Here is a 16,143-nt window from a genome sequence, read left to right on the forward strand (position 1 = left end):
CACCATGACAACACGCCACATTGCCGCCGCCCTGCTCGCCTGCGCCGCCGCCACCGCGCAGGCCGCGCCCTTCGCCATCACCTACAACGGCACCATCGGCACATCCAGCCTCCCTGAAATCCACAGCGGCCAGCCCTACAGCATCACGCTGGTGCTGGACAACGGCGACACCAGTGCGTCAGATCAGAGCTGGAACGGGGCACACATCACCTGCGTCATCTGGCGCATGAACACCGCGCAGAACGTGGTGCTGGCGCAGAACGGGCCGATCACGAACACGGCCAACACCGCCAGCACCAACATGAGCGGCACGCTGACCGGGTTCTTCGACTATGTGGTCGCCAACCCCGTAGCTGCGGGCAGCTACACCACCAGCGGCTTCACCTCGCCGTTGGGTGATCCGGCCTGGTTTATCAACGGGGACAACGCGGTCTTCTCCTCGAACACCCTCGACCACTTCGACGATGCCAGCGGCGGCGTACCCACCACGCCCGCCAGTTGGAGCAACCCCGTGCCCTTTACCGGCTCCTGCGCCGCCCCCACGGCCCCCACCGCGCCCAACGCCACGCCCGTGCCCACGCTGGGCCACGCCGCGCTGGCGCTGCTGGCGGGCCTGCTGGGCGCGGCGGGCTTCATCACCCGCAGAAAGGCGTAAACACCATGCAGCGCACGCTCCACCACGCCGTCGCCGCCCTGCTGCTCGCCTGCGCCGCCACCGCCGCGCAGGCCGCGCCCTTCGCCATCCAGCAAAGCGGCAGCATCGCCTTCACCCAACTGCCCGGCGTGAACGTGGGCGACGGCTACACCGTCACCCTCATCTTCGACAACGGCGGCACCAGCGCCGCCAGCCAGACCTGGAGCACCGCGCACCTGACCTGCGCGCTCTGGACGGTGGACGGCGGCGGCCCCATCGCCTACACGCATCCCATCAGCCCCAGCGTGAACAACTTCGTCGCCAACGGCAGCGCCACCACCGGCGCCAACGGCGCGCTGACGGGCCTGTACACCTTCGTGTTGGGCGCCACCCCGGCGGGCCAGTTCGCGCAGACCGGCACCACCGCGCTGGTGCCCATCGTGGAGTGGTCAATCAACGGCGCAAACCCCGTGTTCATGGACAGCTCGGGCACCGGCAACCTCCTGCGCGAGCTGTCCGCCACCGGCGGCGGCGTCAGCGTGGCCCCCGCCGCCTGGACCGCCCCGCAGCGCGTGACCGGCCCCTGCGACCCCGCGCCCTACACCGCGCCGCCCGTGCCCAACGCCACGCCCGTGCCCACGCTGGGCCACGGCGCGCTGGCGCTGCTGACGTGCGCCCTGGGCGTGGCCGGGTTCACCCGCCGCCGCCAGCGGGGTTGAAGCCTTTTTGGCCTCCAGCGCTTGTCCACCAAGCGCCACCAGCTATCAAAGCAGAAGCAATCACCATGAAAAAAGCCCTTGCCGCCGCCACCCTGGCCCTGCTGGCCGCCGCCGCCGCGCACGCCGAGCAATTCGCCACCCGGTATGCGGGCACGGTGGCCAATTCCGACATCCCCGACGTTACCAACGGCCAGCCCTACTACGTCACGCTGGTGTTCGACAACGGCGGCAATACCGTGCTGAACCAGTCCTGGAGCGTCAGCCAACTCACCTGCGTGATCTGGGAAATGGCGGGCGGCACCATCGTCTATGCGCAAGACCTGGCCGCCCATCCGTCCGAAGGCGCTGGCACCTTCACCACGGGCGCCAACGGCTACCCGACCAGCGTGTTCAGCACCGTTTCCACCACGCACTACGCCAACTACAGCGCCACCAGCCCCATCACGGGCAACGCCGGATGGGTGGCCAATGGCACGAATCCCGTCTTTGGCTACCAGCCAACCCCGTCGGTTGACTTGGGCTTTCACGACGCCGACGGCGGCGTGCAGATGGCCGCCAATCGCTGGGGCCCGCCCCAGCAATTCAGCGGCATCGGCAACGGCCAGTGCGCCGCGCCCGCCGCCCCGCCACCCACGCCTGCGCCCACGCCCGTGCCCACCCTGGGCCACGGCGCGCTGGCGCTGCTGGCGGGCGCCCTGGGCGTGGCCGGGTTCACCCGCCGTCGCCAGCGGGGTTGAATCCTTTTTGGCCGCTGGCGCTTGTCCAACAAGCGCTGGCAGCTATCAAAACAGAAGCGATCACCATGAAGAAAACCCTTGCCGCCGCCGCCCTGCTGGCCGCCGCTGCCGCCGCGCAGGCCGTGCCCTTTGCCATCACGGCCGAGGGTGCGATCAGCAACTCCGAATTTCCCGACATTGCCAACGAGACCTACAGCGTCACCTTCATCTTTGCGAGCGGCGGCAACACCACCGACACCAGCACCGCCAGCCGGGTGTGGGACTGGGACTATCTCACCTGCACCATCTGGCGCATGAACACGGCGCGCGACGTGGTCTACCAGCAAGACCTGGCGGCCACGCCGCCCACCAGCGGGCAGGGCAGCTTCGTCACCGACGCCAGCGGCGCGCTGACGATGGTGCCCACCCGCGTGGAGGTGGACTCGCCCGCCGCCCAGCCCGGCCAGTACGCCGCGCAGGGCAGCATCCAGGGGGCGGTCAAGTGGTTTGCCAGCAATGGCGGCGCGGGCGTGGTCTTTATCGACCGCGTGGGCAGCGCCAGCCCGCGCACCTTCTCCACCGGCAGCGGCCTGATGCAGCCCAGCCGCTGGAGCGCCCCCGTGCGCGTGGCGGGCCCCTGCGACCCCACGCCCTACGCCGCCCCGCCCGCCGCCACGCCGGTGCCCACGCTGGGCCACGCGGGCCTGGCACTGCTGGCGGGTTTGCTGGGCGCGCTGGGCTGGCGCACGCGGCGGCGCGGCGCGTAGCCGCGCGGCAACTGCCGGGAGGTTTTCGCTCCTGTTTTCGTAGCTTCCAGCGTGTGTCTGGTGCGTGCTGGGAGCTCTTTCGTGAGCGCCCTGCGCGGCCCGCCCGCCCTCAGCCGAACAGGCGCGCCAGGATGCCCCGCCGGCGCGGCTGCCGCGACAGCTCGCGCAGCACCTCGGCCTTGATCTGGTCCAGCTCGGCCGCGCGGCCCTTGCCGGTCATGCGCTGGTAGGCCTTGACGGCATCGATGTAGCCGTGGTCCTCGTTGCGGATGTGGTTGAACAGCCAGCGCGAGAGCATGCCGTGCAGCTCGGCGGTGACGTTCTCGCCGGCATCGAAGCGGCTCTGCATCTCGGCCACCTTGCGCGTGAACAGCTCGTGCACGCGCTTGTGCGGGCCGGCGAACATGTAGCCGGCGGCCTCGATCACGCCCTCCTCGAAGGCGAAGTGCGAGATGGTGTAGTCCACCGTCTCGGCGATCACGTCCGCCAGCGCCTCGCGGTCGGGGCTGTCACGCAGCTCGTACAGGCGGTTGATGTAGTCGACGATGCGCCGATGCTGGACGTCGATTTCCTCGATGCCGGTGTCCAGCTCGGGCACCCAGTGCAGGATGGCCATGAAATGCTTTCAAGCAGAGTTTTTGGGGATGCGCGCAGTATCTGTTTGATACATCTTCATCGGATTGACACACGTCAAACGGGCCGCACGGTCGCCCTGTCGCTACACTATTCATAGCTTCCGGCGCACAGTGCATCCACGGCAGACCATGTTTTCATCCTCAAGACTTCAGCTCCCCGGGCGCCGGCGCGCGCTGCTGGCCGCCGCCGCGTGGCCGCTGGCGGCGCGCGCGCGCGGCGACGGCCCCGGCCTCTGGCCGCGCCCGGCCGCCGTGCCCGGCGGCGTGGCCCGGCTCGACCTGGGCCCGGCGGCCGAGCGGCCGCGCGCCTTCGCGGACGACGTGCCGCTGCTGGTGGTGGGCGACGCCATCAGCTGGACGGCGCTGGTGGGCATCCCACTGTCGGCCACGCCGGGCACCGCGCGTATCCGCGTGCCGGGCGCGGGCGGCGAACGCGAAATCGCCTACGACGTGGCCGGCAAGCAGTACACCGAGCAGCACCTGAAGGTGCCGCCGCGCACGGTGGACCTCTCACCCGCCGACCTGGCGCGCCACGAGCGCGAGCGCGCGCACCAGCAGCAGGTGATCGCCACCTTCAGCGCGCCGCCGGCGGGCGAGCTGCGCATGCGCCAGCCGACGCCGGGGCGCCGCTCCAGCTCGTTCGGGCTGCGGCGCTTCTTCAACGGCCAGCCGCGCAACCCGCACAGCGGCATGGACATCGCCGCGCCCACCGGCACGCCGGTCGTAGCGCCGATGCCAGCCACGGTGATCGACACCGGCGACTACTTCTTCAACGGCCGCACCGTGTGGCTCGACCACGGCGGCGGCCTGCTGTCGATGATGTGCCACCTGAGCCGTATCGACGTGCAAAACGGCAATCGGCTGGCCGTGGGCGAGCGCCTGGGCGCCGTCGGCGCCACCGGCCGCGTCACCGGCCCTCACCTGCACTGGACGGTGGCGCTCAACCGCGCGTCGGTGGACCCGGCGCTGTTTCTGGAAGCATGAGCGCGCCGGGCCGCCCCCAAGCGCTCATCCCGCAGCGCGCTGCGCGCTGCGCGAAGGGTCGTCCAGTACCGCGCCCCGCCCGCTGGGAACGATCCGCGTTGACAGCCCCTGACTCAACTGAGAGCATCGTCGCCGTTCGCTTAACCGCTCGCATGCCCATGACCCTCGCACTTCGCGGCTTCGCGCCACTGGCCGCCGGCCTGGCCGTCTCCCTGGCTGTCCTGGGCGGCTGCGCCGCGCCGCCGGCCGGCACCGCACCGGCATCGACCGCTGCGCCCCGCGCCGCCGCCGCAGGCGGCTTCACGGACAGCATCGGCATGCGCTTCCAGCACATACCGGCGGGCGAGTTCCTGATGGGCGGCGACGAGTCGCCGCAGGCGCTGGCGCGCGCCTTCCCCCATGCCGACCCGAAACGCCTGAAGGAGCTGACCGACGAGGCCCCGGTGCACCGCGTGCGCATCTCGCGCGACTTCTGGCTGGGCGCGCACGAAGTCACGGTGGGGCAGTTCCGCCGCTTCCTGCAGGCCTCGGGCTACGTGCCCGAGTCGGTGCGCGACGGCACCGGCGCCTACGGCTTCAACCCCGACTACGACCCGGCGCGCAGCGAGCGCGGCGACCTGTTCGAGGGGCGCGATCCGCGCTATTCATGGCAGGCCACCGGCTTCGCGCAGACCGACGATCACCCGGTGGTCAACGTCACCTGGAACGACGCCCTGGCCATGGCCCGGTGGCTGAGCCAGCGCGAAGGCGTGACCTACCGCCTGCCGACCGAGGCCGAGTGGGAATACGCCGCGCGCGGCGGCACGCGCACGCGCTTTCCCGCCGGCGACGACCCCGCCGTGCTGCCGGCCACCGCCAACACCTTCGACCGCGAGACCGCCCTGCGCTGGCCGCGCTGGCGCGAGCAGGCCGGCGACGGCAGCGACGGCTACCCCTTCACCGCGCCCGTGGGCAGCTTCGCGCCCAACGCCTTCGGCCTGTACGACATGATCGGCAACGCCTGGGAATGGTGCGCCGACTGGTACGGCGAGGACTACTACGCCCAATCCCCCGCCGCCGACCCGCCCGGCCCCGCCACCGGCAACGCCCGCGTGCGGCGCGGCGGCTCCTGGCATACGTGGCCGCTGTACGCCCGCGTGGCCTTCCGCAACTGGAACACGCCCGAGACGCGCTACGTGCTGGTGGGCTTCCGCCTGCTGCGCGAGCAGGGGCCGCGCTAGGAGTCTGCGCGGCAGAACCTGCGCCGGCTGCAACGCGCGAGAAAACGGTCCATCGCGGCGCTACCGCCTGCGCCCAGGGGGCCTACCCTGGGCTTGTCGGTATCACCACGCTGTCCTCGTTTTTCGCGCGTTTCGCTTCGGCGGCTTCTGCCGCGCAGACTCCTAGCTCCCGGCATCCCCGCGCCCATTCCCGGCATCCTCGCGCAGGCGGGGATCCGCGTCCGCCCCGGCCTCAGCCCGGCGCCTTCGCCAGCCGCCGATACGCCCCAGCGCTACTCCTGGCGGTGTCTTGCAAAAAGCAAAACCTGTGTCGGCGGCTCACATTTGCACCCATCGGCACGCATCGGCCGCTATAGTTTTTCGATCCGCAGGGCTGGCCCGCGCCGGCTCCGCATGTGCGCGGCATCCCCTCGCCCGCCGCGATCGAGGACAGCAGTTTTGTCGGCTCATCACCTCCCCTACAACCCCGCGATGGACGGCCTGCGCGCGGTGGCCATCGTGCTGGTGTTTTTCTCGCACGCGCACGTGCCGATGTTCGACGGCGCGTTCTTCGGCGTGGACATCTTCTTCGTGCTCAGCGGCTTTCTCATCACCTCGCTGCTGCTGATCGAGCACGGGCAGAGCGGGCGCATCGACTGCTGGCGTTTCTACCGCCGCCGCTTCTTCCGCCTGATGCCGGCGCTGCTGCTGTTCCTGGCCGTCTATTGGCTGGTGGCGCCCCGGATCTGGCCCGAGGACGACAGCACCACGCAGGACGTGCTGGTCTCCATGCTGTACCTGGCCGACTACGGCATCGCCTTCTTCGACAGCCCCGACGCGCTGCTGCACATGTGGTCGCTGTCGGTGGAGGAGCACTTCTACCTGGTCTGGCCGCTGCTGCTGGGCCTGCTGCTGCGCAAGCTGCCGGCGGCGCGCGTCTGGGGCACGGTCGCGCTGCTGTACGTGCTGGGCTTCGTGTGGCGCCTGTACTGGGTGCAGTCGGGGCAGCTCTTCTACGAGGTCTTCTTCCGCTTCGACACCCGCGCCACCGGCATGCTGCTGGGCAGCCTGCTGGCCACGGTGGCGGTGCAGCGGCCCCAATGGTTCGCCGCATTGGTGGCGCGCCAGCGCTACCTGCTGTGGCTGGTGCTGGCCTTCCCGTTCGCGGTGGCGGGCTTCGCGTGGGACGGCAACGGCGCCCTGCTGTGGGGCATCGCCCTGACCGAGCTGGCGGCTGCGGCGGTGATCATCGCCATCCACCAGCGGCAGGGCGTGGTGTTCGACATGCTGAGCATCCCGGCCCTGGTGTGGCTGGGCCGCATCTCCTACGGCGTCTATCTATGGCACTACCCGGTGGTGCGCGTGCTGCGCAGCGAGTTCTCGTGGCCGCTGGTGGTGGCGCTGGGCCTGCCGCTGTCGATGGGGCTGGCGGCGCTGTCGTTCTACACCGTCGAGCGCTGGGCGCTGCGCTGGCGCGACGGCCAGCGCCTCCCGGCCGGACGAGCGGCACCGGCGAAGGTCAAGGCACCGGCCAAGCCGCCCAAGCTGGCGCAGGCCGCCAACGCCGCCTAAGGCGGCGCCCGATAATCCGGGCGCATGACGCCCACCCAGATCGAGACCTTCTTCGCCACCCTGCAAGCAGCCAACCCGCAGCCGCAGAGCGAGCTGGAATTCACCAGCGTGTTCGAGCTGCTCGCCGCCGTGCTGCTGTCGGCGCAAGCCACCGACGTGGGCGTGAACAAGGCCACGCGACGGCTGTTTCCGGTGGCCAACACGCCGCAGCGCATCCTGGACCTGGGCGTGGAACGGCTGGAGGGCTACATCAAGACCATCGGCCTGTACCGCAGCAAGGCCAGGCACCTGGTGCAGACCTGCCGCATCCTGGTGGAGCGCCACGGCGGCGAAGTGCCACGTACGCGCGAGGAGCTGGAGCAGCTCCCCGGCGTCGGCCGCAAGACCGCCAACGTGGTGCTGAACGTGGCCTTCGGCGAGCCCACGATGGCGGTGGACACGCACATCTTCCGCGTCGGCAACCGCACCGGCCTGGCGCCGGGCCGGACGCCCTACGAGGTAGAGATGAAGCTGCTCCAGCGCGTACCCGCCCGGTACATGGAGCACGCCCACCACTGGCTGATCCTGCTCGGCCGCTACGTGTGCGTGGCGCGCAAGCCGCGCTGCTGGGAGTGCCGGGTGGCACCGTGCTGCGACTATTCGCCGAAGACGCCGGCGCCCTGATACTTCTCTTTTGATAGCTACCGGCGCTTGCCTGGCAGGCGCTGGCGGCCTATTTCATCAAGAACCAGCCGGCGCCTGGGCCCACGGCGCCTGCCAGCCCCCGCCCAGCGCCTGGATCAGCCCCAGCGCGGCCTGCTGGCGCTGCACCTGCAATTGCAGCAGGCTGCGCCGGGCGCTGAGCGCGCTGGCCTGCGCGGTGACGACCTCGGTGTAGGACGTCAGGCCCGCCTGGTAGCGGTTCAGCATCTGCTGCTCGATGCGCTCGGCCAGTTCGGCGGCGGCGCGCGCATGGTCGGTCTGCGTCGCCAGGGTGGCGAGGGCATTGAGCTGGTCCTCCACCTCCTTCATGGCCGTCAGCGCGGACTGGCGGTAGCGCGCCACGGCGGCGTCGCGCGCGGCCAGGGCCTGGTCCACCTGGGCGTCGCGCGCGCCGCCGTCGAACACGGTCTGCGCCAGCGCCACGCCCAGCGACCACAGCAGGCTGGGCGCCGACAGCAAATCGCCCAGATGGCTGCCGCTGGCGCCCAGTCCGGCGCTCAAGGACAGGCTGGGAAAGTACGCGCCGCGCGCCACGCCGATCTGCTGGTTGGCGGCGCTGACGGCGCGCTCGGCGCTGGCCACGTCGGGCCGGCGCAGCAGCAGCAGCGAGGGCACTTCGGCCGGCACGACGGGTACGGCGCCCGTCCACGGCGCGGGGCCGACGGCAAAGCCCGCCGGCGCCTCGCCCGCCAGCAGGGCGATGGCGTGCTCGTAGCCGGCGCGCGTGCCCTGCAGCGCCACGCGCGAGGCCTGCGCGTTGCGCAGCGTGGCCTCGGCCTGGAAGGTGTCGGTGCGCGGCACCACGCCAACGTCGTAGCGGTTCTGGGTGATGCGCGCGCTGCGCTCGTAGCCGGCGATGATCTCGTCCATCAGCGCCAGCTCGGCGTCGGTCTCGCGCAGGGCGAAGTAGGCCTGCGCCAGGCTGGCCTGGGCGTCGAGCCGCGCGCCGGCCAGGTCGGCCTCGCTGGCCTGCGCGCTGGCCGCCTGCGCATCCACGGCGCTGCCGATGCGGCCCCACAGGTCGGGCGCCCAGCTGGCGGTGAGGCTGAGGCTGGCCGAGCGGGTGGTGGCGCTGTCGTCGCCGCCGCTGCGCTGCTGGCTCGCCTGCGCGCCGAGCTGCGGCCACAGCCCGGCACGCTGCTGGCGCAGCAGCGCCTGCGCCTGCGCCACGTTGGCGGCGGCGGCCTTCAGGTTCTGGTTGTTCAGATCGACGCGCGCCAGCAGGCCGTGCAGCACCGGGTCGTCCCACAGCAGCCACCACTGGCCGGCGTGCCAGGCGCGCGCGGCGTCGGCGCTGACCCAGCCGGGGGCGGTGGGCGCGTGCTTCCACGCGGTGGGCGTGGGCAGGGGCTCCATGGCCGTCTCGGGCGCCAGCGAGCAGGCCGAGAGCAGGCACGCGGCGCTGACGCAGATTGCAAGTGTTTTTGGCCTCCAGAGCTTGTCTGGCGTGCGGTAGCAGCTACTCATTCAATAGCACTCCGTGATTCGTTTCAGATGTCCATGACGCCGCATACCGTCGGCAATGAGTGAAATCCGAAGAGCCCAATGGCTGCGGAGCAAGCCACACCAGCGAACGCCGTGGACGGACCTGCGCCGGCCGCTGGCGTTGTCCCCCTCCCGAAGAGAGAGGGGGAAGGCGCGAAGCGACTCAGGGGGTGTCATCCGATGCCCCGCGCCAGCTTCGCCTCGCCCACCGGGTGGCGGCGCAGCTTGTCGAGCAGGATATAGACCGCCGGCGTGGTCAGCAGGGTGAGCATCTGGCTGGCGATCAGGCCGCCGACGATGGTCACGCCCAGCGGCTGGCGCAGCTCGGCGCCCTGGCCGAAGCCGATGACCAGCGGCAGCGCGCCCAGGCCGGCGGCCAGCGTGGTCATCAGGATCGGCCTGAAGCGCAGCAGGCAGGCTTCGCGCGCGGCCTGCACCGCCGTGAGGCCGCGCGAGCGCTCGGCGTCGAGCGCGAAGTCGATGATCAGGATGGCGTTCTTCTTGACGATGCCGATCAGCAGGAACACGCCGATCAGCGCCATGATGGAGAAGTCCATGCGCATGGCCAGCAGCGCCAGCAGCGCCCCGAAGCCGGCCGAGGGCAGCGTGGTGAGCACCGTCAGCGGGTGGATCAGGCTCTCGTACAGGATGCCGAGCACGATGTAGATGACGACGACGGCGGCCAGCACCAGCACCCACTGCTGCGACTGCTGCTGCTGCGCCGCCCCGGCCGCGCCGGCGAACATGCCGCGCACGGCGTTGGGCATGCCGATGGCCGCCTCGGCCTCGCGCACGGCGCGGCGGCCTTCCTCGATCGAGACGCCGTCGGCCAGGTCGAACGACAGCGTCCACGACAGCTCGCCGCCGTCGTGCATGACGGTGGTGGGCACGGCGCGCTCGCGCACGCTGGCGAAGGCGGACAGCGGCACCATGTAGCTGGCGCTGGCCGACAGCGGCTGGCCGGTGGAGGCGCCGCGCTGCCCGGGGTTGGCGGACGTGCTCGTGGCCGTGGCGGTGGCGGTGCCGGAGGTGGCCGCCGTGGCCGCGCTCACCCGCCCGGCGGGCACGTATACGTCGCGCAGCGCCACGGGCGAGCGGATGTACTCGGGCGCCCACTCCATCACCACCGAATACTGGTTCAGGTCGGCGTACATGGTGGCCACGCTGCGCTGGCCGAAGGCGTTGTAGAGCGCGCCGTTCAGCGCGCTGGTGGTCACGCCGAGCTGGGCGGCGCGGTCGCGGTCCACCTCGACGAGGGTCTCCACGCCGTTCTCGCTCTGGCCGCCGTCCACGTCGACCAGGCGCGCATCTTGTTGCAGCGCGGTGGTCAGGCGCGTGGCCCAGGTCTTCAGGTCGGCCTGGTTGTCGGACTTCAGCGTGAACAGGTAGCTGGAGCTGGCCGAGCGCCCGCCGCCGCCCATGCGCAGCTCCTGCGCGGGGCTGAGGAACACGCGCAGGCCGGTGATCTGGTTGAGCTGGGGGCGCAGGCGGTTGATGACCTGGCGCGTGCTCTCGCGCCGCTCGCCGCCTTGCTTGAGCGTGGCGCCCAGGAAGCCACCCGCGCCGCGCCCCGAGAAGCCCACCACCGTGGCCACCGCCGGGTCGGCGCGGATGATGTCCACCGCCTGCTGCAACTTGTCGGCCATGGCGATGGACGAGATGCTCTGGTCGGCGCGCAGCCCGCCCATGATCTGGCCGTTGTCCTGCTCGGGAAAGAAGCCCTTGGAGACGGCGGCGAACAGGTAGACGTTGAGCGCCACCACCACCGCCAGCACCGCGACCACCGTCCAGGGCGAGGCCAGCGTCCAGTCCAGCGCGTGGCCGTAGATGCGCTCCAGCCCCGCCTGGGCGCGCTCCAGCGCGCGCGCGATGGCGCCGCGCCCGCGCTGCGCCAGGCTGCGCCGCTCGCCGTGGGCCGGCCCGGCCTTGAGCAGCAGCGCGCACATCATCGGCGTGGTGGTCAGCGAAATGACGAGCGAGATCAGCACCGCCACCGACAGCGTCATGGCGAACTCGCGGAACATGCGCCCGGTCTGCCCGCCCATGAACAGCAGCGGGATGAACACCGCCACCAGCGAGACGCTGATGGTCAGCACGGTGAAGCCGACCTCGCGCGCGCCGCGCAGCGCCGCCTGCCGGCGCGGCTCGCCGCGCTCGATGTGGCGCGAGATGTTCTCCAGCACCACGATGGCGTCGTCCACCACGAAGCCGGTGGCCACGGTCAGCGCCATCAGCGTCAGGTTGTTGAGCGAGTAGCCCAGCAGGTACATGGCCGCGAAGGTGCCCAGCAGCGACGCCACGGTGGCCACGGCGGGGATCAGCGCCGCGCGCAGGTTGCGCAGGAACAGCCCCACCACCAGCACCACCAGCGCGACGGCGATCACCAGCGTCAGCTCCACCTCGTGCACCGAGGCGCGGATGGTGCCGGTGCGGTCGATCGCCACGTCCAGTTCGATGTCCTGCGGCAGCTGCGCGCGCAGGCCGGGCAACAGCGCGTCGATGGCGTCGGCGGTCTCGATCAGGTTGGCGCCGGGCTGCTGCGTGACGTTGACGATGATGGCCGGCCGGCCGTTGAACATGCCGCGCGTGCGCGAGTTCTCCACGCCATCGCTCACGCGCGCCACGTCCGACAGGCGCACCTGCGCGCCGTCGCGCGAGGCGACGATCAGCCCCTGGTAGTCCGCCGCGCGCAGCCCGGGCGCGGGCGTGAGCACCTGCAGGGCGCGCCCGTCCTGGCTGCCGCCCACCTCCACCGTGCCCTTGGGGCGGTTGGCGTTGTTGGCCTGGATGGCGGCGCGCACGTCCTCGCTGGACAGGCCCAGCTCGTGCAGCGCGAAGGGGTTCAGCTCCACCCGCACGGCGGGCAGCGAGCCGCCGCCCAGTTCCACGTCGCCCACGCCCGCCACCTGCAGCAGGCGCTGGCTGACGACGTTGCTCACGGCGTCGTAGATCTGCCCCGGCGTGCGCGCGGCCGAGGTCAGCGCCAGCGTCAGGAAGGGCTGCGCCGCCGGGTTGGCCTTGCGGTAGGTGGGGTTGCTGCGCAGCGTGGCCGGCAGGTCGGCGCGCGCGGCGTTGATGGCCGCCTGCACCTCGCGCGCGGCGCTGTCGATGTCGCGGTTCAGATCGAACTGGAGCGTGACGCGGGTGGAGCCGACGTTGCTGTCGGAGGTCATCTCGTTCACCCCGGCGATGCTGCCCAGCGTGCGCTCCAGCGGCGTGGCGACCGAGCGCGCCATGTCGGACGGGCTGGCGCCCGACAGGCTGGCGTTGACGGTGATGACCGGGAAGTCCACCGCCGGCAGCCGCGCCACCGGCAGCAGGAAGAACGACACGATGCCCGCCAGCGCCACCGCCACGGTCAGCAGCACCGTGGCCACCGGGCGCTCGACGAAGGGGCGCGACAGGTTCACCGCCCCGCCCCCGGGGATTCAGCATCCAATTGGCCTCCGGCGCCCGTCTGGCGGGCGCCGGCAGCTCCGTTTTTGGGAGCATTTCGGGCCAGCCGGTCGAACGCGAGGTAGACCACCGGCGTGGTGAACAGCGTCAGCAGCTGGCTCAGCACCAGGCCGCCGAAGATGGCGATGCCCAGCGGCCGGCGCAGCTCGGCGCCGTCGCCCCAGCTCAGCATCAGCGGCACGGCGGCGGCCAGCGCCGCCAGCGTGGTCATCAGGATGGGCCTGAAGCGCAGCAGCGCCGCCTGGTGGATGGCCTGGCGCGCCGGCATGCCCTGCCCGCGCTCGGCGTCGAGGGCGAAGTCGATCATCATGATCGCGTTCTTCTTGACGATGCCGATCAGCAGGATCAGGCCGATGATGCCCACCACGTCCAGCGCGTGCCCGGTGACCCACAGCGCCAGCAGCGCGCCGACGCCGGCCGAGGGCAGCGTGGACAGGATGGTGAGCGGGTGGATGTAGCTCTCGTACAGCACGCCCAGCACGATGTACACGCACACCACCGCCGCCAGGATCAGCCACAGCTGGTTGCCGAGCGAGCCCAGGTAGGCGCCTGCCGTGCCCGTCATGCGCAGCGTGATCGAGGGCGGCAGCCCCTCGGCCGCCGCGTGGGCGCGGATGGCGGCCACCGCCGCGCCCAGCGACACGCCGGGCGCCACGTCGAAGCCCACGGTGGCGGCCGGGTACTGCGCCACGCGCGTGACCTGCAACGGCGCCGGCTGCTCGGCGATGCGCGCGATGGACGACAGCGGCGTGGTGCCGCCGCCGCTGGTCTTCAGCGGCAGGTCCAGCAGCGCGTGCAGCGAGGCCGCCTCGTCGCGCCCGGCCTCCAGGATCACGCGGTACTGGTTGGTCTCGGTGAAGATGGTGGAGACGATGCGCTGGCCGAAGGCGTTGTAGAGCGCGTCGTCGAGGCTGCTGGCCGTCACGCCCAGGCGCGCGGCGCTGTCGCGGTCCACCTGGACGAAGGCCGCCAGGCCCTGCGCGCCGGCGTCGGTGGTGGCGGCGCGCAGCTCGGGCAGCCGGCCCAGGCCCTCGGCCAGGCGGCGCGCCCACTGGTCCACCAGGGCGGTGTCCACGCCTTCGAGGGCGAAGCGGTATTCGGTGGGGCCGCTCTCGCTGTCCACCGTCAGGTCCTGCGTGGGCTGCGCCTGCACGGTGACGCCGGGCGCCGCCGCTTCGGCGCGCTCGCGCAGCCGCTGCATCACCGCCGCCTGGCCGCCGTCCAGCACGCCCAGCGGGCGCAGGTTGACCACCACGCGGCCGCTGTTCAGCATGGTGTTGTTGGCCGCGTCCACGCCGACCACCGAGCTGAGCGAGCGCACCGCCTCGTCGGCCAGCACCGCCTCGGCCGCCGCCTGCTGGAGCGCGGCCATGCGGTCGAACGACACGTCGGGCGCGGCCTGCACGCGCAGCTGGATCTGGCCGGTGCTCTGCGTCGGGAACAGGCCCTTGGGGCTGACCCAGTACATCAGCGCCGTCAGCACCAGCGTGCCCACGGCCACCAGCAGCGTCAGCCCGGCGTGCGCCAGCACCCAGGTCAGGCCCTGGTCATAGCGCGCGACGATGCGGTCCATCCAGCGCTGAACAAACCCACCCACGCCGCCGCCCGGCCGCCCGAAGGCGGCGTGCGCCCCCTCGGGGGGCAGCGCGCCATGCGCAGCAGGGGAGCGTGGGGGCGAAGTGCTCAGCCAGCGCGCGGACATCATGGGCACCAAGGTCAGCGACACGACCGCCGAGATCAGGATGGTGATGGCCAGCGTGACGGCGAACTCGCGGAACAGCCGCCCGATCACCTCCTGCATGAACAGCAGCGGGATCAGCACCGCGATCAGCGACACCGTGAGCGAGATGATGGTGAAGCCGATTTCGCCCGCGCCGCGCATGGCCGCCTCGAACGGCGGCACGCCGCGCTCGCGGTGGCGCGAGATGTTCTCGATCATGACGATGGCGTCGTCCACCACGAAGCCGGTGGCGATGGTCAGCGCCATCAGGCTGAGGTTGTTCAGCGAGTAGCCCAGCAGGTACATCACCCCGGCCGAGCCGATCAGCGAGATCGGCACCGCGATGCTGGCGATGACGGTGGCGCGCAGGCTGTGCAGGAACAGGAAGATCACCAGCACCACCATCACCACCGCCAGCAGCAGCTCCATCTGCACGTGGCGCACCGAGGCGCGGATGCCCTGCGTGCGGTCGGCCAGCACCTGCACGCGCACGCTCTCGGGCAGGCCGGCCTGCAGCTCGGGCAGCTGGCGCGCGATGGCGTCGGCGGTGGCGATCACGTTGGCGCCCGGCTGGCGCTGCACGTTCAGGATGATTGCAGGGGCCAGCGGCGCGCTGGCCGCGCCGTCGGCCTTGATGCCGGCCCAGGCGCCCAGGCGGCTGTTCTCGGCGCCGTCGATGACGCGCGCCACGTCCTTCAGCCGCACCGGCGCGCCGTTGCGCCAGGCCACCACCAGCTCGCGGTACTGCTCGACGGTCAGCAGCTGGTCGTTGCTGTTGATGGTGTAGGCGCGCGTCGGCCCGTCGAAGCTGCCCTTGGCGCCGCTGACGTTGGCCGCGGTGATGGCCGAGCGCAGGCTGTCCAGCCCCAGGCCCATGGCGGCCAGCGCGTCCAGGTTGCCCTGCACGCGCACGGCCGGCCGCTGGCCGCCGGCCAGGGTGACCAGGCCGACGCCGCTGATCTGGCTGATCTTCTGCGCCAGCCGCGTGTTGACCATGTTCTGCACCTCGGTCAGCGGCAGGCTGTCGGAGCTGATGGCCAGCGTCAGGATGGGCGCGTCGGCCGGGTTGACCTTGGCATAGACCGGCGGCGCCGGCAGGTCGGCCGGCAGCAGCGAGCCGCCGGCGTTGATGGCCGCCTGCACCTGCTGCTCGGCCGCGTCCATCGACTCGGTCAGCGCGAATTGCAGGGTGACGATGGACACGCCCGCCGCGCTGGTGCTGCTCATGCGCGCCAGGCCCGCCATCTGGCCGAACTGGCGCTCCAGCGGCGCGGTGACGGTGCGGCTCATCACGTCGGGGCTGGCGCCGGGGTAGAGCGTCTGCACCTGGATGGTCGGGTAGTCCACCTGCGGCAGCGCCGCCAGCGGCAGGAAGCGCAGGCCGACCAGGCCGGCGAGCACGATGGCCAGCATGAAGAGGCCGGTGGCGACCGGGCGCTGGATGAAGAGGCGCGAGACGTTCATCGTCGCTTGGAGTTAGGGACGCTGCTGGCCGGGAGTTCGCCCCGGCGGGCGACCTACTTTCTTTGCTTCGCCAAAGAAAGTAGGCAAAGA

General features: G+C 71.5%; 12 protein-coding genes. 8 read left to right on the forward strand and 4 right to left on the reverse strand.

The window, feature by feature from the left end:
• Nucleotides 1–4 precede the first annotated feature (4 nt).
• The 4 genes from QM772_RS02640 to QM772_RS02655 all read left to right on the forward strand — a co-directional run bounded on the left by QM772_RS02640 (nt 5) and on the right by QM772_RS02655 (nt 2,836).
• On the forward strand, nt 5–655 hold the full coding sequence (locus QM772_RS02640) for an IPTL-CTERM sorting domain-containing protein (protein WP_415133887.1): 651 nt from the start codon (nt 5–7) through the stop codon (nt 653–655).
• A gap of 5 nt (nt 656–660) precedes the next feature.
• Nucleotides 661–1,353, forward strand: coding sequence for an IPTL-CTERM sorting domain-containing protein (locus QM772_RS02645; RefSeq protein WP_415133889.1), 693 nt, complete (start codon nt 661–663; stop codon nt 1,351–1,353).
• Between the two features lie 65 nt (nt 1,354–1,418).
• Nucleotides 1,419–2,090 carry an IPTL-CTERM sorting domain-containing protein gene (locus tag QM772_RS02650; RefSeq protein WP_415133891.1) on the forward strand — a complete coding sequence of 224 codons (672 nt, stop codon included), beginning with the start codon at nt 1,419–1,421 and terminating at the stop codon, nt 2,088–2,090.
• Nucleotides 2,091–2,155: 65 nt separating this feature from the next.
• Nucleotides 2,156–2,836: an IPTL-CTERM sorting domain-containing protein gene (locus QM772_RS02655; protein ID WP_415133893.1), complete on the forward strand. Its 681-nt coding sequence runs from the start codon at nt 2,156–2,158 to the stop codon at nt 2,834–2,836.
• Between the two features lie 109 nt (nt 2,837–2,945).
• Here the strand turns inward: QM772_RS02655 and QM772_RS02660 are convergent, their stop codons facing one another.
• On the reverse strand, nt 2,946–3,452 hold the full coding sequence (locus tag QM772_RS02660; protein ID WP_415133895.1) for a bacteriohemerythrin: 507 nt from the start codon (nt 3,450–3,452) through the stop codon (nt 2,946–2,948).
• Nucleotides 3,453–3,600: 148 nt separating this feature from the next.
• On the opposite strand from QM772_RS02660, the gene QM772_RS02665 reads away from it, so the two are divergent.
• The 4 genes from QM772_RS02665 to nth all read left to right on the forward strand — a co-directional run bounded on the left by QM772_RS02665 (nt 3,601) and on the right by nth (nt 7,889).
• Nucleotides 3,601–4,455: a peptidoglycan DD-metalloendopeptidase family protein gene (locus tag QM772_RS02665; protein ID WP_415133897.1), complete on the forward strand. Its 855-nt coding sequence runs from the start codon at nt 3,601–3,603 to the stop codon at nt 4,453–4,455.
• 158 nt (nt 4,456–4,613) lie between these two features.
• Entirely contained in the window at nt 4,614–5,675 is a 1,062-nt protein-coding gene (locus QM772_RS02670; RefSeq protein WP_415133899.1) for a formylglycine-generating enzyme family protein, read from the forward strand.
• A gap of 471 nt (nt 5,676–6,146) precedes the next feature.
• On the forward strand, nt 6,147–7,226 hold the full coding sequence (locus tag QM772_RS02675; protein WP_415133901.1) for an acyltransferase family protein: 1,080 nt from the start codon (nt 6,147–6,149) through the stop codon (nt 7,224–7,226).
• 24 nt (nt 7,227–7,250) lie between these two features.
• Entirely contained in the window at nt 7,251–7,889 is a 639-nt protein-coding gene (nth, locus tag QM772_RS02680) for an endonuclease III (RefSeq protein WP_415133903.1), read from the forward strand.
• Between the two features lie 57 nt (nt 7,890–7,946).
• On the opposite strand, the gene QM772_RS02685 is transcribed toward nth, so the two are convergent.
• From QM772_RS02685 to QM772_RS02695, 3 genes are all read right to left on the reverse strand, one after another.
• The gene (locus QM772_RS02685; RefSeq protein ID WP_415133905.1) at nt 7,947–9,395 is read right to left on the reverse strand and encodes an efflux transporter outer membrane subunit; all 1,449 of its coding nucleotides are present in this window, start codon (nt 9,393–9,395) and stop codon (nt 7,947–7,949) included.
• A gap of 191 nt (nt 9,396–9,586) precedes the next feature.
• Nucleotides 9,587–12,823 (reverse strand): efflux RND transporter permease subunit, encoded by a 3,237-nt coding sequence (locus tag QM772_RS02690; RefSeq protein WP_415133907.1) that lies wholly within the window; start codon nt 12,821–12,823, stop codon nt 9,587–9,589.
• The gene (locus tag QM772_RS02695; RefSeq protein WP_415133909.1) at nt 12,820–16,053 is read right to left on the reverse strand and encodes an efflux RND transporter permease subunit; all 3,234 of its coding nucleotides are present in this window, start codon (nt 16,051–16,053) and stop codon (nt 12,820–12,822) included. Before QM772_RS02695 ends, QM772_RS02690 begins: the two co-directional genes overlap by 4 nt.
• Nucleotides 16,054–16,143 lie beyond the last annotated feature (90 nt).

This window comes from Ottowia sp., assembly GCF_047601385.1.
GTDB lineage: Bacteria > Pseudomonadota > Gammaproteobacteria > Burkholderiales > Burkholderiaceae_C > Ottowia.

What these genes read in the sequence shown, in the direction of transcription:
- QM772_RS02640 (WP_415133887.1), top strand. Translation starts at nt 5, where the DNA reads ATGACAACACGCCACATTGCCGCCGCCCTGCTCGCCTGCGCCGCCGCC.
- QM772_RS02645 (WP_415133889.1), top strand. Translation starts at nt 661, where the DNA reads ATGCAGCGCACGCTCCACCACGCCGTCGCCGCCCTGCTGCTCGCCTGC.
- QM772_RS02650 (WP_415133891.1), top strand. Translation starts at nt 1,419, where the DNA reads ATGAAAAAAGCCCTTGCCGCCGCCACCCTGGCCCTGCTGGCCGCCGCC.
- QM772_RS02655 (WP_415133893.1), top strand. Translation starts at nt 2,156, where the DNA reads ATGAAGAAAACCCTTGCCGCCGCCGCCCTGCTGGCCGCCGCTGCCGCC.
- QM772_RS02660 (WP_415133895.1), bottom strand. Translation starts at nt 3,452, where the DNA reads ATGGCCATCCTGCACTGGGTGCCCGAGCTGGACACCGGCATCGAGGAA.
- QM772_RS02665 (WP_415133897.1), top strand. Translation starts at nt 3,601, where the DNA reads ATGTTTTCATCCTCAAGACTTCAGCTCCCCGGGCGCCGGCGCGCGCTG.
- QM772_RS02670 (WP_415133899.1), top strand. Translation starts at nt 4,614, where the DNA reads ATGACCCTCGCACTTCGCGGCTTCGCGCCACTGGCCGCCGGCCTGGCC.
- QM772_RS02675 (WP_415133901.1), top strand. Translation starts at nt 6,147, where the DNA reads ATGGACGGCCTGCGCGCGGTGGCCATCGTGCTGGTGTTTTTCTCGCAC.
- nth (WP_415133903.1), top strand. Translation starts at nt 7,251, where the DNA reads ATGACGCCCACCCAGATCGAGACCTTCTTCGCCACCCTGCAAGCAGCC.
- QM772_RS02685 (WP_415133905.1), bottom strand. Translation starts at nt 9,395, where the DNA reads ATGAGTAGCTGCTACCGCACGCCAGACAAGCTCTGGAGGCCAAAAACA.
- QM772_RS02695 (WP_415133909.1), bottom strand. Translation starts at nt 16,053, where the DNA reads ATGAACGTCTCGCGCCTCTTCATCCAGCGCCCGGTCGCCACCGGCCTC.